The 23353-nt window shown below is 62.5% G+C and carries 16 protein-coding genes and 4 pseudogenes; 16 read left to right on the top strand and 4 right to left on the bottom strand.

What is annotated here, in order from left to right; all coding sequences use genetic code 11:
* Positions 1-16: 16 nt before the first annotated feature.
* Positions 17-828 (bottom strand): annotated as a pseudogene (locus ACNANG_RS11935) (Bug family tripartite tricarboxylate transporter substrate binding protein).
* A 420-nt stretch (positions 829-1248) separates the two neighbouring features.
* Here ACNANG_RS11935 and sctB point away from each other — a divergent pair.
* Positions 1249-1923: a type III secretion system translocon subunit SctB gene (gene sctB, locus ACNANG_RS11930; RefSeq protein WP_420227341.1), complete on the top strand. Its 675-nt coding sequence runs from the start codon at positions 1249-1251 to the stop codon at positions 1921-1923.
* Here the strand turns inward: sctB and ACNANG_RS11925 are convergent.
* A complete protein-coding gene (locus ACNANG_RS11925) occupies positions 1920-2879 on the bottom strand; it encodes a LysR family transcriptional regulator (protein ID WP_420227340.1) in 960 nt (319 codons plus the stop codon). The genes sctB and ACNANG_RS11925 overlap by 4 nt on opposite strands.
* Before the next feature lie 181 nt (positions 2880-3060).
* On the opposite strand from ACNANG_RS11925, the pseudogene ACNANG_RS11920 reads away from it, so the two are divergent.
* From ACNANG_RS11920 to ACNANG_RS11900, 5 genes and pseudogenes are all read left to right on the top strand, one after another.
* Positions 3061-4742: pseudogene (locus ACNANG_RS11920) on the top strand (GMC family oxidoreductase).
* Between the two features lie 85 nt (positions 4743-4827).
* Positions 4828-6366, top strand: coding sequence for a PAS domain S-box protein (locus ACNANG_RS11915; protein WP_420227339.1), 1539 nt, complete (start codon positions 4828-4830; stop codon positions 6364-6366).
* 40 nt (positions 6367-6406) lie between these two features.
* Positions 6407-6742, top strand: coding sequence for a response regulator (locus ACNANG_RS11910; protein WP_420227338.1), 336 nt, complete (start codon positions 6407-6409; stop codon positions 6740-6742).
* A gap of 147 nt (positions 6743-6889) precedes the next feature.
* Positions 6890-7243 carry a DUF1428 domain-containing protein gene (locus ACNANG_RS11905; protein ID WP_420227337.1) on the top strand — a complete coding sequence of 118 codons (354 nt, stop codon included), beginning with the start codon at positions 6890-6892 and terminating at the stop codon, positions 7241-7243.
* A 180-nt stretch (positions 7244-7423) separates the two neighbouring features.
* Positions 7424-7963, top strand: a complete 540-nt coding sequence (locus tag ACNANG_RS11900; RefSeq protein WP_420227336.1) for a hypothetical protein — start codon at positions 7424-7426, stop codon at positions 7961-7963.
* Between the two features lie 1308 nt (positions 7964-9271).
* On the opposite strand, the pseudogene ACNANG_RS11895 reads toward ACNANG_RS11900, so the two are convergent.
* A pseudogene (locus tag ACNANG_RS11895) lies at positions 9272-10094 on the bottom strand (NYN domain-containing protein); the annotation flags it as partial.
* Between the two features lie 323 nt (positions 10095-10417).
* On the opposite strand from ACNANG_RS11895, the gene ACNANG_RS11890 reads away from it, so the two are divergent.
* From ACNANG_RS11890 to otsA, 4 genes are all read left to right on the top strand, one after another.
* Positions 10418-11599, top strand: coding sequence for an ABC transporter substrate-binding protein (locus ACNANG_RS11890; RefSeq protein ID WP_420227335.1), 1182 nt, complete (start codon positions 10418-10420; stop codon positions 11597-11599).
* A gap of 524 nt (positions 11600-12123) precedes the next feature.
* The gene (locus ACNANG_RS11885) at positions 12124-13659 is read left to right on the top strand and encodes a glucosamine inositolphosphorylceramide transferase family protein (protein WP_420227334.1); all 1536 of its coding nucleotides are present in this window, start codon (positions 12124-12126) and stop codon (positions 13657-13659) included.
* A 136-nt stretch (positions 13660-13795) separates the two neighbouring features.
* On the top strand, positions 13796-14677 hold the full coding sequence (gene otsB, locus ACNANG_RS11880; protein WP_420227333.1) for a trehalose-phosphatase: 882 nt from the start codon (positions 13796-13798) through the stop codon (positions 14675-14677).
* Between the two features lie 15 nt (positions 14678-14692).
* Positions 14693-16060, top strand: coding sequence for an alpha,alpha-trehalose-phosphate synthase (UDP-forming) (gene otsA / locus ACNANG_RS11875; RefSeq protein ID WP_420227332.1), 1368 nt, complete (start codon positions 14693-14695; stop codon positions 16058-16060).
* 7 nt (positions 16061-16067) lie between these two features.
* On the opposite strand, the gene ACNANG_RS11870 is transcribed toward otsA, so the two are convergent.
* Positions 16068-16754: a glutathione S-transferase family protein gene (locus tag ACNANG_RS11870; RefSeq protein WP_420227331.1), complete on the bottom strand. Its 687-nt coding sequence runs from the start codon at positions 16752-16754 to the stop codon at positions 16068-16070.
* A gap of 142 nt (positions 16755-16896) precedes the next feature.
* Between ACNANG_RS11870 and ACNANG_RS11865 the strand changes: the two are divergent.
* From ACNANG_RS11865 to ACNANG_RS11840, 6 genes and pseudogenes are all read left to right on the top strand, one after another.
* Positions 16897-17035 (top strand): annotated as a pseudogene (locus ACNANG_RS11865) (alpha,alpha-trehalose-phosphate synthase); the annotation flags it as partial.
* A 202-nt stretch (positions 17036-17237) separates the two neighbouring features.
* Positions 17238-18287: a helix-turn-helix transcriptional regulator gene (locus ACNANG_RS11860; protein ID WP_420227330.1), complete on the top strand. Its 1050-nt coding sequence runs from the start codon at positions 17238-17240 to the stop codon at positions 18285-18287.
* A gap of 81 nt (positions 18288-18368) precedes the next feature.
* Positions 18369-19988 (top strand): ATP-binding domain-containing protein, encoded by a 1620-nt coding sequence (locus ACNANG_RS11855; protein ID WP_420227329.1) that lies wholly within the window; start codon positions 18369-18371, stop codon positions 19986-19988.
* A gap of 289 nt (positions 19989-20277) precedes the next feature.
* On the top strand, positions 20278-21015 hold the full coding sequence (locus ACNANG_RS11850) for a response regulator transcription factor (RefSeq protein ID WP_420227328.1): 738 nt from the start codon (positions 20278-20280) through the stop codon (positions 21013-21015).
* 109 nt (positions 21016-21124) lie between these two features.
* Positions 21125-22306 (top strand): hypothetical protein, encoded by a 1182-nt coding sequence (locus tag ACNANG_RS11845; RefSeq protein WP_420227327.1) that lies wholly within the window; start codon positions 21125-21127, stop codon positions 22304-22306.
* A 253-nt stretch (positions 22307-22559) separates the two neighbouring features.
* Positions 22560-23246 (top strand): hypothetical protein, encoded by a 687-nt coding sequence (locus ACNANG_RS11840; protein WP_420227326.1) that lies wholly within the window; start codon positions 22560-22562, stop codon positions 23244-23246.
* The last annotated feature ends 107 nt before the right edge of the window (positions 23247-23353 follow it).

The raw sequence follows: 23353 nt of genomic DNA, 5'->3' as shown, positions 1-23353 counted from the left end.
TGCACCGTTTTTACCCTCATTCCACGAACGCGCCCGAATCCTGCACCAGCCGCGTCCACTTGGGCGTCTCGGACCGGATGAATGACGCAAACGACTCTGGCGTGCCCGGCGCGGCGTCCACGCCCAGTTCCCGGAACTGCGCCTGCACATCCGGGCTGTTGAGCGCGCTCACCATGACCTGGTTCATCCGCTGGATGATGGCCGGCGGCGTGCCGGCCGGCACCACGATGCCATGCCAGCTTTCCGCCACGAACTGCGGCATGCCTGCCTCGACCATGGTCGGCACCTGCGGCAACTCGTTCATGCGCTTCGGCCCCGTTACGGCCAGCGCGCGCAGCCGCCCCTGGTTGATGTAGGGCAGGGCGGATGCCGACGTCGCGAACATCATCTGCACCTGCCCGGCAATCAGGTCCGTCAATGCCGGCTGCGCGCCCTTGTACGGCACATGCTCCAGCGTCAGCCCCGCCGACGTCTTGAACCATTGCCCCACCAGGTGCGCCGCGGCCCCGCGCCCGAGGACGCGTAATTCAGCTCGCCCGGTCTGGCCTTGATCAGCGCAACCAGCTCCTGCACGGACTTGGCCGGAACGTTGCTGTTCACAACCAGAATGCTGGGTTGCACCGCCACCAGTCCGACGGCGTCGAAGTCCTTGTCCGGATCGAACGGCAGCGTCTTGTACAGCGCCGCATTGGTCGACAGGATCGAGTTGTTGCCGAACAGCCAGGTATAGCCATCGAGCGGGCTCTTGGCCACTGCCGCCGCGGCGATATTGCCACCCGCCCCCGGCCGGCTCACCACCACCACGGTCTGCCCCAGGGCATCGCCCATCTTCTTGCCCACCAGCCGCGCCAGCACGTCGCTCGGCCCGCCCGGCGTGAAGCCCACCACCAGATTGATCGGCTTGTCGGGCCAGACCTTGTCCGTCTGCGCCACCGCCGGAGCGGCGGCTACCCACAGCACGGCAGCGATCGCTGCCATCAGGCGTTGCATGACCATGCGTGTCTCCAGACCGCCGATGCGTCGGCGTGTATTCCGGTCCGCGGTCTTGTGCCTGGTGTCCAGGTCGCGCCGCGGATGCGACACAGTGTGGGCAAAGTGGATGACATCAGCAACGGCTTCCGGTGAACAGTGTGTTCACGAAGTTGACGCCCGCAACCAACAAGCAAGGCCTCATCCCGCGCCGCCATTGACAGCACAGGCCGCGCAGGAAAGAATCGGGCACCGATCGCCCACCTCACCGAGACCGCCATGCCCGATGCCCCGATCCCCCTGAATGACGACGACCTGTCCAACGTGGTGGGGGGCGCTGGGGCGCTTCCTTCAAGCAAGCTCAGCGACCCTACCGCCGACATCTACAGCGCCATGAAGCTGTACCAGGAGATGGCGCAGGAAACGCGCAATGCGGCACGCGAGGTCCGCACCTCGGAGATGTCCGCCCAGGTCGATGCGCTCAAGAACGCGGCCCAGGACATCCGGGCGGGGGCCGAGGAACGGTTCCAGGCAGCGATCGTCGGAAGTGTTGCATCGGTGGTCGCCGGCAGCATGCACATCGGCGCGGGTGCGTCTGCCCTGACGGCGATGGGCTCGAAAGGCGCCGGGATGGAAGCGCCCCACGACACCCTTGGAGCCAAAGGGCAATTTATCCATTCCTCCCAGGGACAGGACAACTTGCATGCGGGCGCGTCGGGCATCATCAGCGGGGCCGGTTCCATCGCCGGCGCGGGATTGCAGTCTCACGCCGCCGAACACGACGCCAAACGCGCCGAAATGGAAGCCGCTGCGAAGGTGGGCGGACAGCAGCAGCAGGACGCCAACGACATGATGAAGGCCATGCAGGACGTCATTCGCGACGTGCGCGACAAGCTGTCGTCGATCGAGCAGAGCCGCTTGGAAACCGTCCGCGGCATCTCGAAAAACATCTAGGTCGCGCTGTCCGCCCTTGTGGTTGGATGCGTGGCGTCCGGCCACAGGCCCAGCCCTTCATCCCAATACGGCGGGTGCCCGAACGCACTGCCCAGAAAATCCACGAAGGTGTGCACGCACGTGGCCATGGTGGGGTTGGGCAGGTAGGCTGCGTACAACACCAGGTCGGGCAGGGCATGATCCGGCAGCAGGCGCTCCAGCCGGCCTTCACGCAACAGGTCACCCGCCACCATGGACGGCATGGCGCCGATGCCCAGATCCTGCAGCACGGCCTGCAATACCGCATCGGCATTGTTCGCGCGCAGATTGCCTGTCACACGGACCATCCGCGCTCCCGACGGACCCTCAAAGATCCATTCCCCTTTGCTGTTGGCGGTCCGCACGATGCAATTGTGGCGGGTCAGGTCGTCGGGTGACGCAGGCCGGCCGTGCCGCTCCAGATACGCAGGCGTGGCGCACACCACCTGCCGCAGCGGCAGCAGGCGCCGCGCCACGAAGGACAGCAGCCTGGGTTCTTCGGCCTGCCGCACCACGACATCGGTGTTGCCGCTGACCAGATCGGCAAACTTTTCGCTCAGCTCGAGTTCGATCGACACGTTCGGGTAGCGCTTCAGGAAACGCGCAATGGCCGGTACCAGATGCAGGCGCCCGAACGACATCGATGCACTGACCTTGACCGTGCCCCCGGGTGCATCGCGGAACTGTTCGAGTTCATGCCGCGCGCCATTGGCATGCGCGATCAGTTCGTGACACCGGCGGTGAAAGATTTCGCCGGCCGCCGTCAGGCCGACGCGGCGTGTGGTGCGGTTCACCAGCTTCACGCCCAAGGTGCGTTCCAGGTCCGCAATGTGTTTGCTGACCAACGCCTTGGACAGATCCAGCTTGGCCGCGGCGCGCGAAAAGCTGCCCAGATCGGCAACCGCCGCGAAGGTGACGAATTCGTTCAGATCCAGCATGACAGCGGGTCGCCAACCAGGAAAAGGGCTAACCGTAGCGCAAGCCGCTCGCTGGCGATACGTGGTTTCCCCGATCCCGAGTAGGACGGAATTGGCCTGGGGCATACCCTAGACCGGCAACTTCGCCACTCAGCTACTGATATCGTCGCCAGGATCCCTCTTTCCCCTTCGGCGAGTGCTCATGACCGACTCCACAGCGTTCGACTACATCATCATCGGCGCGGGGTCGGCCGGGTGCCTGCTGGCGAACCGGCTGAGCGCAGACCCGGATTGCCGCGTGTTGCTGATCGAAGCGGGGTCCAATGACAGCTATCACTGGATCCACATTCCGGTGGGCTACCTGTACTGCATCGGCAATCCGCGCACCGACTGGCTCTACGCGACCGAACCCGATGCCGGCCTGAACGGCCGCAGCCTGCGTTACCCGCGCGGCAAGACCTTGGGAGGATGCTCCAGCATCAACGGCATGATCTACATGCGCGGCCAGGCCCGCGATTACGACGGGTGGGCCGATGCCACCGGTGACGACACCTGGAAGTGGGAACACGTGCTGCCCGCCTTCAAGAAGCATGAAGACCACTACCGCGGCGCGAACGCCATGCATGGAGCGGGCGGCGAATGGCGCATCGAAAAACAGCGCCTGCGGTGGGACATCCTGGATGCCTTTGCCAAGGCCGCCGAACAGGCGGGCATTCCCGCTTCCGACGACTTCAACCTGGGCGACAACGAAGGGGTGGGCTACTTCGAAGTCAACCAGAAGAATGGCTGGCGATGGAACACGGCCAAGGCGTTCCTGAGACCCATCTGCATGCAGCGCCGCAACTTCACGCTGTGGACGCGCACCCATGTACAAGGCCTGACGATGACGGCGCAGGCCGATGGCAGCCCCGCTGCAGCGGCGCGACCGTGGTGCGCGATGGGCGCCGGATCGACGTGACCGCCCGGCATGAAGTCGTGCTGTCGGCCGGCAGCATCGGGTCGCCGCATCTGCTGCAGTTGTCGGGGTTGGGTCCGGCAGCGTTGCTGGCACGGCAGGGTGTCACGCCGCGCCACGACCTGCCGGGTGTCGGGTCCAACCTGCAGGACCACTTGCAGATCCGCGCGGTATTCACGCTGCGCAACACCCGCACGCTGAATACGCTGGCATCGACCTGGTGGGGCAAGGCGCGTATCGGGCTGGAGTATTCGCTGCACCGTACCGGTCCGATGAGCATGGCGCCGAGTCAGCTTGGCGCATTTACCCGCAGTTCGCCCGACCAGCGCCATCCCAATCTGGAGTTCCACGTACAGCCGCTCAGCCTGGACGCGTTTGGCGAACCGCTGCACCGCTTCGACGCCTTTACCGCCAGCGTGTGCAACCTGAACCCGACCAGCCGTGGCACGGTCATGTTGCGCAGTCCGCGCGCAAGTGATGCACCGGCCATTGCGCCCAACTATCTCAGCACATCGGAAGATCGCAAGGTTGCGGCGGATTCCTTGCGGGTGACGCGGCGCATCGTTGCGCAGCCGGCGCTGGCGCCCTACCTGCCCGAAGAATTCAAACCGGGCGTGCAGTACCAGTCGGACGAGGCGCTGGCCAAGCTGGCAGGCGACATCGCCACGACCATCTTCCATCCGGTGGGTACGTGCCGCATGGGCCGTGTGGATGACACCCACGCCGTCGTGGATGCGCGCCTGCGCGTGCGGGATGGCCGAGGAGGCGTGGTCGCGGGACTGCGTGTGGTCGATGCAAGCGTCATGCCGAGCATCGTCAGCGGCAATACCAATTCGCCTACCTTGATGATCGCCGAGAAGGCCGCGGGTTGGATCCTTGAAGACCGCGTAAAGCCCCTCATGGCCGTGCCGGCTTTGGTTACTGCGTAAGAAATCTGTGAGATTATCGGGCGGCCAGGACGCCTTCTTAGCCCGGGTGCACCACATGTCTTCCCCTGATGGAACCGATTTTCCGATGACGAGCCCGCCTCCCCAGACCTTGCGCGATCTCGCGGAGTCCGAACGTATCCGCCTTCTTGTCGAAGGCGTGACCGACTACGCCATCTACATCCTCGATCCCGATGGTTACGTCAGCAGCTGGAACCTGGGCGCCCAACGCTTCAAGGGCTATCTGCCGCAGCAGATCATTGGCCAGCATTTTTCGGTGTTCTATACCGACGAAGACCGGGCCAGCGGACTGCCTGCCCGGGCGCTGACCATCGCGCGCGAAACAGGCCGCTTCGAATCCGAAGGCTGGCGTGTCCGCCGCGACGGCACGCGCTTCTGGACCAGCGTGGTGATAGATGCGATCCGCAACGATCAGGGCGTGCTGATCGGCTACGGCAAGATCACGCGCGACATCACCGATCGCAAGGCGGCGCAGGACGCGCTGCGCAAAAGCGAAGACCAGTTCCGCCGCCTGGTGCAGGGCGTGACCGATTACGCGATCTACATGCTCTCGCCCGAAGGCGTGGTGACGAATTGGAATCAGGGCGCCGAACGCATCAAGGGCTACAGTTCGACCGAAGCCATCGGCATGCATTTTTCGTGCTTTTACGCCGAGGCCGATCGCAACGATGGCGTGCCGGGCCGCAGCCTGGCGCTGGCGGCGCGCGAAGGCCGCTATGAGCAGGAAGGCTGGCGAGTACGCAGGAACGGCACACGCTTCTGGGCGCACGTGGTGGTCGATGCCATTCGCGAAGAGGGCGAGCTGGTCGGCTTTGCGAAAGTGACGCGCGACGTGACTGAACGCAAGCTGGCGGCCGAGGCGTTGGAGCGCGCCAATACCGCCCTGTTCCAGGCGCAGAAAATGGAAGCCATCGGCCAGCTGACCGGCGGCATCGCGCATGACTTCAACAACCTGCTGTCGGTTGTGTCGAACAGCCTGGAAGTGCTGGCCACCCGGCTGCATGAACACGCCGACGTGCGCATCCTGGACGCCATGCGCCGCGCCGTGGACCGCGGCGCCACGCTGACGCAACAGCTGCTGTCGTTTGCGCGCCAGCAGCCGCTGAAGGTCGACACCCACGATTTGAACGCCGTCATCCAGGGCTTCGAATCCGTCCTGCAACGCGCCGGCAGCTCATCCGTACGCTTCGATCTGGACCTGGCGCCGCAACTGCGCCCCGTGCGTGTCGACGCCGCGCGCTTCGAAGCGGCGCTGCTGAACCTGGTCGTGAACTCGCGCGACGCCATGCCCGAGGGCGGCGAACTGATCGTCTCGACAGCCGATGTCGATCTGGCGGAGCATGCGGTTGGCCGTCTGCCGGCGGGTCCTTACGTCAAGGTATCGGTGCGCGACACCGGCGCGGGCATGCCGCCCGAGGTGGCAGCCCGCGCCTTCGAACCCTTCTTCACCACCAAACCCGTGGGGAAGGGGACCGGCCTGGGCTTGAGCCAGGTGTACGGCTTTTGCGCAGTCGGGCGGCGAGATCGTCCTGGAAACCCGGCCCGGCCTGGGCACCACCGTCACCGCCTATCTGCCCGCCATTGCCACGGACACCGCGGCCGATAGCGAGGCGGGCGTCGACAGCGGCGTCGAAACGGTGCTGCTGGTGGACGACGAACCCGACGTCATGGATGCCGCGGCGGAACTGCTGCGCAGCATCGGCTATGCGGTGATCACCGCCAGCAACGGCCCCGACGCGCTGGAACTGCTGCGGCGGCGCAATGACATCGACATCCTGTTCACCGACGTGGTCATGCCGCAGGGCATGAGCGGCATCGAGCTGGCACGGCTGACGTCGGAGATCGCGCCCGGCGTCAAAGTGGTGCTGGCGTCCGGCTATCCCCTGCCGGCACTGAAGAGCGACTTCCACGACCTCGACCAGTTTGCGTTCATCAACAAGCCGTATCGCCTGGCGGATCTGGCCCGCAAGCTTCGGGCGTGACGGGCAGCGGTGGCCGATTTTGTTGTGACAAGGGGACCTGACCTGTCGATCTGACGGAATCCCGATCGTCGACAGGGTGGACAGACGCAACGCGTCATGGATGCCGGGGCCTTTGCCGCCGGCGCCTTTTCACACCCAGGAGACGTCATGAACTACATCGATGGATTCGTAGCCGCCGTACCCAACGCCAATCGCGACAAATACATTGCCCACGCCACACGGGCCGCCGAAGTCTTCAAGGACTTCGGCGCGCTGCAGGTGGTGGAGTGCTGGGGCGACGACGTGCCCGAAGGCAAGCTGACCTCGTTCCCGATGGCAGTGAAGCGGGGCGACGACGAGACGGTCGTGTTTGCGTGGATCGTCTGGCCGTCCAAGGACGTGAGGGACGTCGGCATGGACAAGGTGATGAACGACCCCCGGCTGCAGTCGGACGTGGAACCTATGCCGTTCGATGGCAAGCGGATGATCTACGGCGGGTTCCAGGTGGTCGTGGATGCTTGAGGGGTGGGGCGCCGTGAGGCGTGGCGCGTCTGAGACGGCGGGCGCGGCCGTTACGTGACGGCTACACTGGCGGGCCTGTCCTTGACTTCAGGACGCCGTCGGCCCAAATGCCTTGTGCTGAGCCTCAATGGGCGTTCCGCAGTGGCAGTCGTATCCGCCACGTACCTCGTCTTCCTTCGCATGAAACCCCAAGACATCCTGCTGCTGCTCAAACTCGTCAGCCTCCAGACGCCTGAACGGGACGACTGGACCGACCCCGCCCTGATCGCCCTGCACAGTGTTAGGGCGCTGGCCCAGGCCACCGGCATCAGCAAGTCCGAAGTCGCGCTGGCCTTGCAGCGCAGCTTTGCCAATGGCTTGGCCCGGCGGGATGTGCGTACGGACATTCCGCTGGCGGTCCGCCCGGCGTTGATCGAATTCCTGACGCATGGTGTGCGTTATGTCTACCCTGCGGCCCCCGGTCCGCTGACGCGCGGCATCATTACCGGCGGCGCTGCGGTGCCAGGTCCGGCGCGGTTGACAGCAGGCGACGCCCTGGCGCCGGTGTGGCCTGATCCGGCCGGCCGGGGCGGTGGGCCCGCCGTGGCACCGCTGTTCTGGTCCGCACCCGAAGCGGCACGGGCCGACGCCCGGCTGTATGCCCTGCTGGCCGCCGTGGACGGCGTCAGGCTGGGTGAGCCGGATGCCGCAAAGAGGCTGGCGACCGTGATGGCCGGGTAGCCGGACGCCGCCGTTCAACACACACGGACAGGCCGGGGTCAGCCCTCCTTGGGTTTGCGGGGCAGGCGGCTGCGCGCCGGGACCGGGCGAGGCGATTTGCGCGCGGACTTGGCGGCGCGTTTGGCCGGCGCAGCGGTGTCACCCGGGTTATCGGCACTATCCGTCGCGCCAGCGGCGATTGCCGTAGCGCTGCCCAGGGTGCCGCCTGCGGCGCCACCATTCCCTTCAGGCGCCGCGACAGAAGCCGCACCCGCCACGCTATCCGCCGACTCAGGCATTCCCGGCGTCGACGATGCATCCGACGACGGCGTCGTCCCGGCATCGTTCCGCCGCCGCTGCGCAGTGCGGCCCGGACGGCGGCCCACGGGTGCGGGCGACTCATCCATGCCCAGGCGCAGTCCCGCCGCGCCCCCGACACGTCGGCATCCGCCTGGGAAAACGCGGGCGCGTCCGTTGCACCCGAGGCCTCGGGCGCAGCGGCATCGAACAGTGTCTGATCGGCGGTCGATCGTCCCGCAGCACCCGCCTTGCGGCGGCCGCGTGGCGGGCGGCGATTGCCGGACGGCGTGGCGGCAGCGATGGCCATGCCTGCGTCGCCGGCCAGGGCGTCGCCGGTCATGGCATCGCCTGTCAAGCCATTGCCGGTCAAGTCATCGCCAGTCAACGCATCGCCGGCCGATGCAGCATGGGTTCTTGCAGTGTCGGATCGTGAATCGTCGGTCCCTGCGTCATCACGCCCTGCACCCTCCATGCCGCCGTCATCGGCACCGGCATCCCCCGAAGGTGTCCGGTTACCTGGCTCCCCAGGCATCGGCGTTCGATCCGCTTCGCCGCCATCCAGCTCATCGTCGTCGTCAGCAAACCGGTAATCCGACTGCACCGGCTCCGATCGGGCATCCCCGCCGCGTGCATGTCGGCGATCCTCGAACGGGTCATCCATGAACCCGTCGTCGGCGTCATCCCGCGACCGCGCGGCCGCTTTCAACGCCTCGGCATCGAAGCGCACGTCGGGTAACGGATGACCGGACCCCACGGGCTTGTCCACCACGGGCTCGGTCAAGTCATGCGACACGAAGTTCGCGGCCATGGCATCGCCGCCGTCTTCGAACAGGCCCGGCGTATCGCTGTCATCGCGACGCTCATTGCGGCGGCTGCCGCGGCCACGACGGCGGGATTCGCCCCGGGCCGGCGACTCGTCGGACGCGACCTGCGCGCCCTGACCACCCTGCCCACCTCGCGCACCCTGCAATTCACCCTGCGACGGCGCCTCCATCAACGCCCCGCTGGCCGACGCCCCCACACCATTGCCGCGATACACGAAGGTGCCGGACTTGTCGTCCCGGCCGACTTCCAGCAGGCCGCGCGATTGCGCTTCGTCCAGCAGGTTGCCGAAGGCCCGGAAGCCGTAATAGGACTCGTTGAAATCCGGCTTGCGGCGCTTGATCGCTTCTTTCAGCACCGACGCCCAGATCTTGCCGCTGTCGCCACGCTCGGCCACCAGCGCTTCGAACGTCTCGGCCACGATCTCGACCGCCGTCGTGCGGCGCGTATTGGCATCGTCGCGGCGTTTCCTGGCGGGCTCGTCGTCGCGGGTGCGGCGAGCCGGCGCGGCCTGCACGGCCCGCGTCTCGCGCTTGGCCGCGGCACGCTGGATCTCGCGGACCAGGTCGTCATAAAAGATGAATTCATCGCAATTGGCGATCAGCAGATCCGACGTGGATTGCTTCACGCCCACCCCGATCACCTTCTTGGCGTTCTCGCGCAGCTTGGACACCAGCGGCGAAAAGTCCGAATCGCCGCTGACGATGACGAAGGTGTCGACATGCGACTTGGTGTAGCAAAGGTCCAGCGCGTCCACCACGAGGCGGATGTCGGCCGAGTTCTTGCCGGACTGGCGCACGTGGGGAATTTCGATCAGCTCGAAATTGGCCTCGTGCATGGTCGCCTTGAAGTTCTTGTAGCGTTCCCAGTCGCAATAGGCTTTCTTGACGACAATGCTGCCCTTGAGCAGCAGGCGTTCGAGCACCAGCTTGATGTCGAACTTTTCGTATTGGGCGTCCCGCACGCCGAGGGCGACGTTTTCGAAGTCGCAGAACACCGCCATGCTGACGTTGTCTTGGGATGAGGTCATAAGGTATCCATTGAAAGGCGCGGCCGGAAGTCGACACGGCTCAGGCGCTTCCATCATAGCCATTACGGCACAAGGCAGCCGCAAGCGATCGCAACAGGGGCCTGTTCGCTGGCAAGCGCCCGCCACCGCCAGTCACCGCAGACGGCGACCCCGCTACGGCCTCCCACGGGAAATCCCCCTCATATTGGGGTTTACATTCTGGGGATTCCCCCGGAAACCCGCTACGATTCCGCCAGAGCCTGCTCAGGCGATTTGCTGCGCCTGCCGCGACGTGCGATGCCGTAGCGCGCGCCCGGCTCCCCCACCTGTTTTACGGAGACCTCATGAATAACAAACGCAATCTGCTCAAACTCGCCGCGGCCATTACCGTGATGGGCGCCGCCGGCCTGCCGGCCTATGCCCAGGCCCAGGAAGTCGTCAAGATCGGCTTGATCCTGCCCATGACCGGTCCCTTCGCGTCCACCGGCCGGCAGATCCAGGCCGCCGCCCGCCTGTACATGGCGCAGCACGGGTCGACCGTGGCCGGCAAGAAGATCGAACTGATCGTGCGCGACGATGCCAGCGTCGCCGACACCACCAAGCGCATGGCGCAGGAACTGGTCGTCAATGACAAAGTGAATGTGCTGGCCGGCTTCGGCCTGACGCCGCTTGCGCTGTCCACCGCGCCGATCGCGACCCAGGCCAAGGTGCCGATGGTCGTGATGGCTGCCGCGACCGCCATGATCACCGAGCAGTCGCCGTACATCGTGCGCACCGGATTCACCTTGCCGCAAGCCACGCTCGGCATCGCGCAATGGGCGCCCAAGAACGGCATCAAGAAGGTCGTGACGCTGGTGTCCGACTATGGTCCAGGCATCGACGCACAGGACTCCTTCAAGAAGGTGTTCACGGCGGGTGGCGGAACGATTGCCGAAGAAATCCGCGTGCCCGTGCGCAACCCGGACTTCGCACCGTTCCTGCAACGCGTGCGGGACGCCAAGCCCGATGCCGTCTTTGTATTCGTACCGTCAGGCGTCGGCGCCGCGTTCATGAAGCAGTTCACCGAGCGCGGTCTGGACAAGGCCGGCATCAAGCTGATCGGCACCGGCGACGTGACCGATGACGATCTGTTGAACGACATGGGCAATGCCGCGATGGGCGTCGTGACGTCCATGAACTACACGGCCGCGTTGAACACGCCCGCCAACAAGACCTACGTCGAAGCCTTCGGCAAGGCCAACAACGGCCTGCGTCCGAACTTCCACAGCGTGGGCGGCTATGACGGCATGCACGTCATCTACGCCGCGCTGGCGGCCACCAAGGGGGATGCGAAAGGCGACGCACTGCTGGCCGCCATGAAGAACCTGAAGTGGGACAGCCCGCGCGGTCCGGTCATGCTCGATGGCGCCACGCGCGAGATCGTTCAGAACATCTATATCAGCAAGGTCGAACGGGTCAACGGCGCGTTGTACAACGTGCCGTTCGACAAGATCGAAGCGGTCAAGGACCCCGCAAAAATCAAATAATTGCTCGTCCTGCTGGCCGTCCACCTTCGGGCGGCCAGCCCAGCCTCTCGTTCCACCTCGCGAACAACCCCCCCAACTTTTAAGACTATCCACCGCTGAGCGCGAAAACCGCGTCAGTGCTGGACTTCGGGTGTACGCGGCGTGCATATTCAGTTTAGATTCAGCCGCCTCTATTGCGTATTTCATCCCAACCCCCAACCCAAACGGCGCTCGTCCAAAACGACTGATCCGTAGCCATCCGCTAAGCGATCCGTGGGATTGCACCGACGTTCGCCCTAGCCCGATCGCACGCTGGCTTCACAGGGGTTCCGGGCGCAGCATGACCCCACTTGCCGACATCTCCACATGCCGGGCCCGAACCACTGCAACCCTGCGCAAAGACAGGTGTAAGCCTTCAAGGGGGCGTCATGCACACAACAGGTACACGGAAACGTCGGATCGGTCTGCTTATCGACCGCATCGACCAACCGGGCTGGATCCGCGATCTGGCTGTCCGATTGTCCGAAGATCCGGACACTGAAAGTTTGACCTTGATACTGGCCGAGTATCAGATCAATGAACTGCCCAAGAACACCCTGTCGGACAAGCTGTCCGACCTGGCGCTGGGCGCACTGCAACGCGCGGAATCGCATCTGTTGAACGCAGCCGAAGTGCAGCTGTTCCATCGCGAAGACATGCGTCCGCAGGTTCCCAATGCCCGAGTGCGTGGTCTGGTCGTCACCCAGTCGGCGACGTCCCCCCGCGAGTGGACGACCGACGATACACGGCAGCTGCGGTCATCGGGGGAATTCGACCTGGTGCTCGTGCTGGGCATGCCCATCGTGCGGGGCGACATCATCACCATGGCGCGCCTTGGCGCGTGGACCATCCAGCACTCCGACCTGTCGCTGGCCACCGACCGTCACGCGGGCTTCTGGGAAGTGCGCGGCGCCCGCGATCATTCCACCCTGTCGATCGTGCGCCTGGGCGCGGATGCCGGCAGCGACGAACGGGTCGTGTCGCGCAGCTTCAATACCGAATTCTATTGGCTGAAGAACAAGGCGCGCGCATTGAGCCTTGGCAATCTTGCCCTGCTCGACGTGCTGGCCGAACTCGACACCGCCCCCGCCGCGCAGGCCCGCGTATCACGTGTGCCCGCGCCGCATGCCCTGTCCAAGCGCACCAAACAGGCGCTCAAGCCAGGCTGGCAGATCGCCAGCTACGTCACGCGTCAATCGTCGGTCATGGCCGGCATGCTGATGCGCCGCTACCAGAAGAAAGATGTCGTGTGGCGCGTCGCGCTGACCAACGGCACGCCTACTGGCGCGATCCCGGCCACGCTGCGTCCGCCCAAGGGCCGCTTCTTTGCCGACCCCTTCGTCTATACCCATCAAGGCCAGCCGTACATCTTCTTTGAAGACTACGCATTCGCAGAAGGGCGAGGCAAGATATCGGCAGCTGTCTGCAAAGACGGACAATTCGAATTCCTGGGCGTCGTGCTGGACCTGCCCTACCACCTGTCCTTCCCCTTCCTGTTCGAACATGAAGGCGAGCTGTACATGCTGCCCGAGACCTGCGGCAACCGCACGATCGAACTGTGGCGCTGTACCGAATTCCCGTTGAAGTGGGAACTGGCGACGACCTTGATGAGCGACATCTCGGCGGTCGACACCATCCTGTTCCCGCACGACAAGCGCTGGTGGATGCTGACCAATATTGACCGTACCAACAACAGCAGCCACAGCGACGAACTGTTCGCGTTCTACGCGGACTCGCCCACGTCGACCGACTGGACGCCGCATGCCCTGAACCCGATCGTCTGCGATCCGGACAAGGCTCGCAACGGCGGCATCATCATCACCGAAAACGGCGACATCGTCCGCACCGCGCAATACCAGGGCTTCTGCCACTACGGCAAAGGCCTGTCCTTGAACCGCATCGTCGAACTGACCCCGACCACGTATCGGGAAGAAAGCGGCGCGGTGCAATATCCGGACTTCGTCAAGGAACAGCACCCGTCCATGCACCACTTCCATCGGCACGGCGGGTATGCGGTATTCGACTTCGGATTCAGAGAGTAGGGGGTCAGCGCCACCATCGATGGCGTGTCATTTCCCTGACTTCTAGCTCGGCTCGCTCCAGGCCGGCACAGGCAGCAATGCCTTTGCCGGTCCTTTTTATTGGGCAGCCGATGTATCAAAACCCGGTTGGCTAGTTGTGCCAGCCGGCAAGCCATCGCGTGACAGGGAATGCCTGAGCTGGCTCAACACGCCGTCGAGCGGCTGCGTTTTCCAAGCAGTCTGTTACCGAGCCTTAAACCTTCCTTACGTTCGTGCGCGCATAATCGCAAGCATGCACCAACTGCCTACTTCCATTGACGGTCTGGCGCTATTTCTCGATTTTGACGGCACCCTAGTCGATCTCGCACCGCGCCCAGACCTCGTCCACCTGCCCGACCCCGTGCGCCATTCGTTGCGCAATCTTGCTGCACGAACCGGGGGCGCCTTGGCGCTCGTCTCGGGACGTCCCATCGCCGAAATCGACCACTACCTTGCGCCCCTGCAGCTGCCCGCCGCAGGGCTGCACGGCGCCGAACGACGCAGCCTGGACGGCACCGTCCGCCGCTTCCATGTCGATCGCGATGAAGTCGCCACCATGCGCCATGCTGCGCAAGCCTTCGTGAATGCCAACCCGGGATTGCTCCTTGAAGACAAAGGCATCGGCATCGCCATCCATTACCGCCTGGCTCCCCAACACGCCGACGCCGTGCGCAGGCTGGCGATCACCCTGATCGCGCCGCGCCGCCGGTCCTTCACGGTGCAGCCCGGCAAGATGGTGGTCGAAATCAAACCGCGCGGCCTCGACAAAGGCAGCGCTATTGCCGCCTTCATGCAAGAAGCCCCGTTTGCCGGACGACGCGCTGTCTTCCTGGGCGACGACCTGACCGACGAAAAAGGATTCGCCACCCTGCGCCGGCTGGACGGCCTTGCGGTAAAAGTCGGCGAAGGCCCCACCATCGCCCCGTGCCGCCTGCCGGACGTCGCCGCGGTTCATCACTGGTTAGCCGACCTCGCCGCACACGCGCCGTCAGCCCACTAAAAAAGGAGCAACACCATGGGCCGTCTGGTCATCGTTTCGAATCGGGTGGCATCCATCACCCCAGGCAAAGCGTCCACCGGCGGCCTGGCCGTCGGCATCGGCGACGTCCTCGGCAAAGCCGGCGGACTCTGGTTCGGCTGGAACGGCGAAACCTCTCCGCATGCGCCAGAACAGGTCCAGGTGACCGAGCACGGCAACATCACCCTGGCCACCATCGGCCTCAGCCGCAAAGACTACGAACAGTATTACCTGGGCTTCTCCAACAATGTGCTGTGGCCCGCCTTCCACTACCGCAGCGACCTGATCCGCTATCACCGCGACGAATACGAAGGCTACCAACGCGCCAACCTCTGGCTGGCCGAAAAGCTCTTCCCCCTGCTCAAACCCGACGACACCATCTGGGTGCACGACTACCACCTCATCCCCATGGCCGCCGCCCTGCGCGCCATGGGCGTCAAGAACAAAATCGGCTTCTTTCTCCACATTCCCTTTCCCACCCAGCCCATCCTGACCTGCATCCCGCCGTCGTCGGAATTGCTGCGCGCCCTCAGCCACTACGACCTTGTCGGCTTCCAGACCCCCAGCGACCGCCAGGCCTTCGTCGACTGCCTGACCCGCGAGTCCGGCGCGCGCAAACTGGACGAAGACAACCTGCAGATGGAAGACCGCGTCGTCCGGTCCGGCGTCTACCCCATCAGCGTCTACCCGGATGAAATCGAAGACCAGGCCCACACCGCGGCCAGCCGCAGGCACCTGCGCCGGCTGCGCCAAAGCCTGCTGGATCGCAAACTGATCATCAGCGTCGACCGGCTGGATTATTCCAAGGGGCAGTTCGAACGCTTCCGTGCGTTTGAAAAGCTGATGGAGATACAACCCTCGCACCGCAGTGCACTATCGATGGTGCAAATCGCGCCGCTGTCCCGGTCGGACATCAAGACGTACCAGAAAATTCGGCATGACCTGGAAGGCGAAGCCGGGCGCATCAATGGCCGCTTTGGGGATATCGATTACACCCCAATTCGGTATATCAACCGCAACTACGAACGCAGCACCCTGATGGCGTTTTTCCGGGGTGCGCAGGTAGGGGCGGTTACGCCGTTGCGGGATGGGATGAATTTGGTAGCCAAGGAATATGTCGCGGCTCAGCATCGGGATGATCCCGGGGTGCTGGTGCTGTCGCGGTTTGCCGGGGCGGCGGCGGAGTTCGATGGGGCCTTGCTGGTCAATCCGTATGACACGCTGGGGATGGCGGAAGCGATGCACCGTGCGTTGACCATGCCGCGCGAGGAAAGAAAGGAGCGGCACGCGTCGATGCTGCAGCAGTTGAAGACGAACGATCTGGGGGCGTGGTGGAGGAGGTTCTTGGGGGATTTGGGGGTTTGAAGTACGGCTAGTCCGGAAGCGCGTCGTACCGCATGTCAGCAGGCGCATGGCGGGAAATTTCAGCAATCTGATCCTGCTCCGCCTTGATATGTGCCGGCCGGGCCAGAATGCGCCGATGCCAGTCCGCAAGGTCTGGAAGCTCCTCCAGTAAATCAAGCCTTGCGGCGATTTTCAGGATTGACGCAAGCATGAGATCAGCCACCGTAAAGTCATCCCCCACGAAATAGTCGCGCCCCTGGCGCGCTCGCTCCAGTGCGGCAAGCCGCTCTTTGGCCCGCGCGACCACGTCCGGCCGCCTGGCAGCTTTTGCCGCTTCGTCCTTCATGAAATATTCGACTTCGGCGACATTGAACAGGAAGGGCTCGATCGAATTCAGCCCGGCGGCCACCCATTGCAGCGCAGCGGCCCGCTCGGCGGTTCCTTCCCCACCGATACACCGTTTCGCCCGCATGGCGACGTCCAGGACGATAGCGCCGCTCTCGAACATGGGCGGCCGGTTGTCCTCTTCCAGGACGGGCAACTGCCCGAATGGTTGCAGGCTGGTCTTGTAGCTTTGCGATTTCATCGTCGGCGCGTCGACCAGCCGGACGGTGTAGGGCCAGCCGACCTCGTTCAGGATCCAACGGACGCGGTGGTCGCGTACTTGGCCCGCCGCGAATGGCGGCGCCCATTTCATGGCGGTGACGGTGATCATTGCGAGCTCCTTGCATGGGCTCAAGCAGGTTCAGGGCGCCGTTGCATTCCAATGTGATGGCCAGCACGGAAGCTCTGGCAACGGCAGCATCTCCAGTTATATGCCATGAAGTGCGCATCGGCCATACCCCGGTGGCCATGACCTGGAAGGCGAAGCCGGGCGGATTGATGGCCTGTTTGGGGACATCGATTACACGCCGATCCGGTATACCAACCGGAATTGCGAGCGCGGTACCTTGATAGCGTTTCCGGGGTGCGCAGGTGAGGGCGGTCACGCCACTGGGGGGACGTGCACCGCGCGCTGACCATACCGAAAGAAGAAATGAAGGAACGGCATGCGTCGATGCTGCAGCAGTTAAAGCCAGGTGACTTGGGCGCGTAGTGGAGAAGGTTTTTGGGGGACTTAGCGGTTTAAGAAAATGCCAGTTTGAGCTAGCATTCATGTAACGAATACTTACTGAACCTGCTGCGCTCTTTTTGACCCATGGCCAAAGCCTCGATATTGCGCGACAAGCTGCTCACCATATTGCCTTTGGTCGACGATGAGTCGACCAATGCCAGCGGCATGTCGATGAGTGAGATCACCCGGCGGCTGGCGATGCATATGGCCGAAGTGCCGTCGGATCGCCATATTCGCCGGGCGCTCCTGGACATGACCGACGCATTCGGCTCGGTCGGCAGCACACGGTCCACCAAGTGGTACCGCACCATCTCGCGCCCGCAGGCCGAGATCAGCAATATGACGGTCAACGTCGCCATGGCAATCAATGCGGTGCGCCGCGTGGCCGCCCACCACCTTCCCGGGGTGGTATGGGAAGACCTGGAAAAGACATTCCATATCGCCGACCGGTATCTAGCGAGCCATTCCGGTTCGCCCGATAGCGAGCGAGGGCAGGCTTGGTCGCGCAAGACCCTGCGCATCGACGGCAGTCAGCCTGTCGTGCTGCCCAAGGTCGATCCCGGTGTCTACAAGGCTGTCACCGAAGCCCTGTTCTACGACCGCCAGCTTGTCTTCTCGAATCGCCCGTTTGGTGAAGAGCAACCCAGCGCCCGCACCTACACCATGACGCCGCTGGCTCTGGTGGACCGGGCGGGGGTGCTGTACCTCGTGGCGTGGGGCAGCCGGCGGCCCGGGCAGCGTTTCCTATTCCGCATGGACCGACTGTCGAATGTCCGGATATCCGAACAAGCCGGCGAACCCGACCCGACCTTCGACCTGCACGATTATGTGATGAACGAAGAAGCACTCAACTTCGGGTCCGACGACGACATCGAGATCCAGCTGTTCGTGTGCGAGCCCCTACGTACCGACGGCAAGCCGCGCCGCCATCCCCTGCGTGAATTCCGCCTGTGCGAAGACCAGCTTGCCGAAGATGCCGACGGCGGCTTCCTGCTGCGGGCCAAGGTCAAGCCGTCGGTCATGCTGTGGCAGCTGCTGCACAGCCACGCGTCGTCGGTCGAAGTCATCGCGCCGGACTGGATACGCAAACGGTTTCGGGACGAAGCGCTGATGCTGGCGGAGCGATACCGCTGATCAGCAATGTGCTGACGGTTTGCGCCGGTTGGATCCTTTCGATTGCTTGATCAACCCTCTTTGCTCTTCAGGTGCTTTCCCATGGCGCGCATGTTTCCCAGCGATACCTCGTCCGACCCCCGCGCCCGTGCAGACGGCGGGCTGCGCCGGGAACTCGACGTACTCGAGCGCCTGGAACTGGCACTGAGCAATGACTACAGCATATTCCACAGCATCGACTGGGTGTCCGTCCATGCGGGCCACGAAACGCGCGGCGAGATCGACATCATCGTCATGAACGCCGGAGGCGATCTGTTGATCCTGGAGGTCAAGGCAGGCCAGGTCGAAGAGGCGGACGACTCCCTGTACAAGCGCTATCCCACCGCCCGCAAAGACATTGCCGCCCAGTGCCGCAAGCACTACACCGCGCTGCGCGGGCGTCTCAAGCAAGCAGATCTGGGCACCCACGTCAGGCAGCTTCTGGTGCTGCCCGACCATCGAATGGTAGGGCAGGGATCTGCTGCGTTGCCGCGTGAACGCATCATCGACGCCGACCAGATCGACGACCTGCACCGGCATATTGCCGTCCTCATGCCCGCAGGTTTCCCCACCGAACGCGCCGACCACGTCCGCAGCTTCCTGTTGAACGAGTTCAAGGTCGCGCGATCATTGGGTGTTTTTCGCAACCAGTTGGCCCAGGCCAGTCATCGATTGGCCAGCGGCCTGGCCACCTGGGTGCCGCGGCTGTACACACCGAATGGACTGTTCTGGATTCAGGCCACCGCGGGATCGGGCAAGACGCAACTGGCACTGCGCCTGCTCGAAGACGCCGCCGCAGCCGGACGCCAGGCCCTCTACGTTTGCTTCAACCGGCCGCTATCGAACGAAGTCCGCCGCCTCGCGCCTGCGAGTGCGATGGTTGCCACCTTCCACGAGTTGGCGCGCACCTATTGCGCAGGCATCGGCGCCGTCGGCACCGAGCTAGACTCGCAAGACGAATTCAACCGCAACGCCGAACGGTACGTGGCCGACGCATCAACCTTCACGGCTCTGTACGATGTCCTTGTCATCGACGAAGGCCAGGACTTCCACCCCGAATGGATCACCTGCCTGCGCCGCCTGATCCGTGTCAGCGGCACGACCCACGTGCTGGAAGACACCGACCAGCGCCTGTACCGCACCCAACCCATCGCGCTGCCCGACGCCACCCGCCTGACCTGCACCGACAACTTCCGCAGCCCCCGCGCCGTCGTCGACACCATCAACGCCTTTGGCCTGGCGGACCACACGGTGGTTGGCGTCAGCCCCTACCTAGGGGACACGCCCGACTTCATCGCGTGCGCCACGCCCTCCGAAAAAGAAGTTGCCGTCGTCAACTGCATCGACCGCTACCTGGCCGACGGCTACAGCCGCAACGACATCGTGGTGCTGAGCTACGTCGGCCTTGCCAGGTCGGCGTTGTTCCAGAGCGAGTCCTTGGGCAGCTATCCCTTGCACCAACCCGGCACGCCGGTGAACGACGACGCCATCTCCTGCGACAGCATCTACCGCTTCAAGGGCTGCTCGTCCCCCGTCGTCATCCTGACCGACGTGGACTTTTCAAGCGTGACCACCACTGACCGCCGCAAGCTATTCGTCGGCCTGACGCGCGCAACGATGGCCGCGGCGCTTGTCATGACACCTGCTGCGGCGGACGCGTTGACCGCGGTGCTCGACGCGTAGGGTAGGCCCTTCCTGACGGTTTAGCCACTTAGCGAGCGGCGGGTGTTCGTGATTTGCGGCTACAAGAAAAGCTACCTTCTCGCTCTATCTTTTTGAGTAGCTGATCGCGCTGCCACCTCAGGCGCAGTCGGTCGACGCCGTCGCAATTTCCCCACGTCTTGGGCGTTCATTCGATCGCTCATCATTCGTCCGCGAAATGTCCGAATGCCACTCCAGAATGGTTGCATCCGCCAACGACACCCGGCTTGACGCCAGGCCCGTGTCCGCAGCCAATCCACTCTGGAGCCCCATGGCCAAACTGATCCTCATCGAAGCACAGCCCCTGATCCGCCTGGGCATGGCCGGCGTCTTGCAGCCGCTGAACGACGACGCGTTCCTGCAGTCCTGCGGCCCCCACGACCCCGAACGGGCCGCCCTGGCGGGCAGTGCCCCCGACATCATGATCTACGGCATGTCGGGCGATGGGACCCACGATTGGCCCCACCTGCACCACGCGCAGCAAGAGATCGCCCCCCGCCGCGTCCTGCTCCTTCCCGACACCGTCACGCACGACCTGCTGCGCGACGCGCACGCCAACGACACCATTGCCGGCTGCGTCGCCAAGAACGCCACCCCCGCCGAGATCAAGGCGGCGATCATGATGATCGATGCGGGTGGGGAGTGCTTTCCACGGTGCCTGAAAAGGGTGCTGAATGATGGTGGGCCGGTGCGGCGGTCAAGGTCGGGTGCGGGGGGTGGCATGGGTTCGGTCTTTCATGACACCCGCTGGCCGGTCGAGGCCGGTTCTCCTGAAAGTGCTCAATTGCAGTCCATCGCGGACCAGGCCGACGCGTTGGACGTCACGCCGCGCCAATTCGAAGTCCTGTCGCTGCTGGCCAAGGGCGACCCGATCAAGACCGTGGCCCGGCGGATGGAGATATCGGTGGCGACGGCCAAGACGCATGCATCGTCGCTGTATCAGCGGCTAGGGGTGACCAACAAGACCCAGGCGGTGTACGTCGCGCGGCAACGCGGAGCTGAGATATAAAGAGTGATTACCTCAATAACGCAAGTTGCAGCGGCACTAAAATAAGTTGTCGCTCTATTCTGCTGCACATGACGTCGTCGAACAAAGTACCTAACCAATCAAAGCAAATATGCACACTACAGCAGACTCGAAATTGTCAACAATGCCTTCAAATTGGGATGGCACAGCGCTTGGGTTTTTAGAAGGCTACGTACAAAAGCGCCCATACCATGTTAACAAAAACTGGCCTGAGCAATTTGTCGATACTACAAGAAAAATTTCTGATGCCTTGAAAGCTAATCGATCTGCCGAAGTCCATGAACTAATTTGGACCAAGAACAATGGTATTTCGAATCTGACTGCTAATGCGCGACTGAAAGGAAAAACCATAAATTCACTTTTATCGTCGCTCAGACATCTGACTCAAGAGATCTATCAAGACGGCAGCCCAGAAAACCACCTTCGCATTGAGTCGTTATTTCAAAGCTGGTTTGCCTCAGAACAACTTGAACATAGGGCTCCGCTACTGCGCAACCGCGCATTTGCAGCTATTCACCCCGACAGATACCATACCACTGTGAAGGAAGTGGCACACAACGCGGTTGTCAAATGGTTCGCTAACCACACGTCATTCGTTGCCCCTGCTTCTAGCAATTGGGCTCATCAAGCTAATGCCCTTGTGAAATACCTCGATCAATCGTATCGATTTGCCAGCCTGTTCGACCGCAACTCATTTCCTTGGTATGTCTGGGAGCAGTTAGACTCACAATATGCACAAGTTAATGCGTTGGAAATTGGAAAGACCAATTTACCAGATATGGCGGGGTTTAAACCGTTAGAATTAGCCGCGATGCGGTCAGCCAGCATTCAAGATCGGCCAATGGCACTGCGTCATGGCATGCTTGCGGAGGCACTAAGCCAAATCCTGCACAACGATTTTGGTGCGGGAAACTACGAATTTGAATATAAGAGTGGGACTGGCGGTAGGGTCGATGCGGTAGCAAGGATCAGCGGTGACAGGTTTAATATTTATGAAATAAAGGTTGCCGCCACAGCGCATGCAGTAATTCGCGAGGCAATCGGGCAGTTGTTGGAGTACAGCTATCGTGACGGCGGGGTCGAACCGGTGAAGTTGTTTGCCGTAGGCGAACATCCCATTGACGAGGTCAGCGTACGATATCTTGAGCGACTGAGGACTCAATTTGGAATACCGATAGACTACTTGTCAGTTAATCTCTCTGTCGAACAGAATTCGAGATTAAGTAAAGCCCTCATAGATCTTGCCGAGACTGGAAGCGCTGCAAACAGATAAAAGTTTTCGGTCAAGATTTGCGATATAGGAGCCAGATAATTGATACAGAGGCAGATGATAAAAGCTGATGACCGACAGGATTAGTTTGATCAATTAAGAAGGCCGCATCCTAAACGTCGAGACTGCTGCCGATGTGTTGGCACAATGCTGCAGCAATCTTACCAGGTTGCTTTACGGTGTCCTAGCGTCATTCAGCGATTCGACTTCTTGTAGTGTCGCCTAACAATTCATTCAAACATTGAGCCTATAGAATATGACCGAGCTTCTCGACTTCTTAAACAAAAACTCCGGTGCGTTGACGGTAATCTTCACGGCCGTTGTTACCGTCGCTACCGCAGTTTACGCCGCCTTGACTTGGGTTCTCGTTAAAGAGACCCGTATGATGAGAGAAGTCCAAACCGAGCCTAAATTACAGGTAACAGTCAGCTCATTCGACTTCGCAATCAACATTGTCCGCCTATATGTTCGTAATGTCGGCCTTGGGCCGGCCTTGAATGTGACCTTCAAGCCTAAGGTTCTCGCTGGAGGTCAGTCTGCTGAAAAGCTACTTGCTGAATTTACAAACGTAAACTTTTTCACCGTTGGGCTTAAGCATTTCGGCCCGGCACAAGAAAGGGTCTCCGCTTATACACAACTGACAGAAGATCACGACGGAAAAATGGCTTCAGTGCTAGCGATAGACGTGACATACAGTAGCGCTACCGGTAAGCGCTACTGGGACTCGCTTGTGGTAGATATGTCCGAGTTGAAAGGTGGTTACCAGCTAGGCAAGCCCCATGCATATGCAATTGCTCAGAGCTTGGAGAAGTTGCAGAAGGATATTCACCATCTCACCACCGGCTTTCATCGAATTAAGGCGAATATTTACACAAGCGCGGATCGTGAAGAGGAACGCGCGGAAGCTCAGAATAGGCGGGAACAGTACCAAAGGGAGCTCTAGGTGCAACGAAGCGCTCAAGCTGACAGTCCCGCTACGAGCATGCGTGACGTTTAGCTTTGGCGTTTTAGTAATTTGGCTGTCTACTTTAGGTTGGAACCAGACCTCTA

The sequence above is a fragment of the Pigmentiphaga litoralis genome (genome assembly GCF_048632615.1).
Taxonomy (GTDB): domain Bacteria; phylum Pseudomonadota; class Gammaproteobacteria; order Burkholderiales; family Burkholderiaceae_B; genus Pigmentiphaga; species Pigmentiphaga litoralis_B.
The sequence above is the reverse complement of the archived record's forward strand: the minus strand, read 5'-3'. Positions and strand labels throughout refer to the sequence as shown.

Excerpts from the sequence above, each read along its gene's own strand:
- sctB (WP_420227341.1), top strand. The coding sequence starts at position 1,249 with ATGCCCGATGCCCCGATCCCCCTGAATGACGACGACCTGTCCAACGTG.
- ACNANG_RS11925 (WP_420227340.1), bottom strand. The coding sequence starts at position 2,879 with ATGCTGGATCTGAACGAATTCGTCACCTTCGCGGCGGTTGCCGATCTG.
- ACNANG_RS11915 (WP_420227339.1), top strand. The coding sequence starts at position 4,828 with ATGACGAGCCCGCCTCCCCAGACCTTGCGCGATCTCGCGGAGTCCGAA.
- ACNANG_RS11905 (WP_420227337.1), top strand. The coding sequence starts at position 6,890 with ATGAACTACATCGATGGATTCGTAGCCGCCGTACCCAACGCCAATCGC.
- ACNANG_RS11900 (WP_420227336.1), top strand. The coding sequence starts at position 7,424 with ATGAAACCCCAAGACATCCTGCTGCTGCTCAAACTCGTCAGCCTCCAG.
- ACNANG_RS11890 (WP_420227335.1), top strand. The coding sequence starts at position 10,418 with ATGAATAACAAACGCAATCTGCTCAAACTCGCCGCGGCCATTACCGTG.
- otsA (WP_420227332.1), top strand. The coding sequence starts at position 14,693 with ATGGGCCGTCTGGTCATCGTTTCGAATCGGGTGGCATCCATCACCCCA.
- ACNANG_RS11870 (WP_420227331.1), bottom strand. The coding sequence starts at position 16,754 with ATGATCACCGTCACCGCCATGAAATGGGCGCCGCCATTCGCGGCGGGC.
- ACNANG_RS11860 (WP_420227330.1), top strand. The coding sequence starts at position 17,238 with ATGGCCAAAGCCTCGATATTGCGCGACAAGCTGCTCACCATATTGCCT.
- ACNANG_RS11855 (WP_420227329.1), top strand. The coding sequence starts at position 18,369 with ATGGCGCGCATGTTTCCCAGCGATACCTCGTCCGACCCCCGCGCCCGT.
- ACNANG_RS11850 (WP_420227328.1), top strand. The coding sequence starts at position 20,278 with ATGGCCAAACTGATCCTCATCGAAGCACAGCCCCTGATCCGCCTGGGC.
- ACNANG_RS11845 (WP_420227327.1), top strand. The coding sequence starts at position 21,125 with ATGCACACTACAGCAGACTCGAAATTGTCAACAATGCCTTCAAATTGG.
- ACNANG_RS11840 (WP_420227326.1), top strand. The coding sequence starts at position 22,560 with ATGACCGAGCTTCTCGACTTCTTAAACAAAAACTCCGGTGCGTTGACG.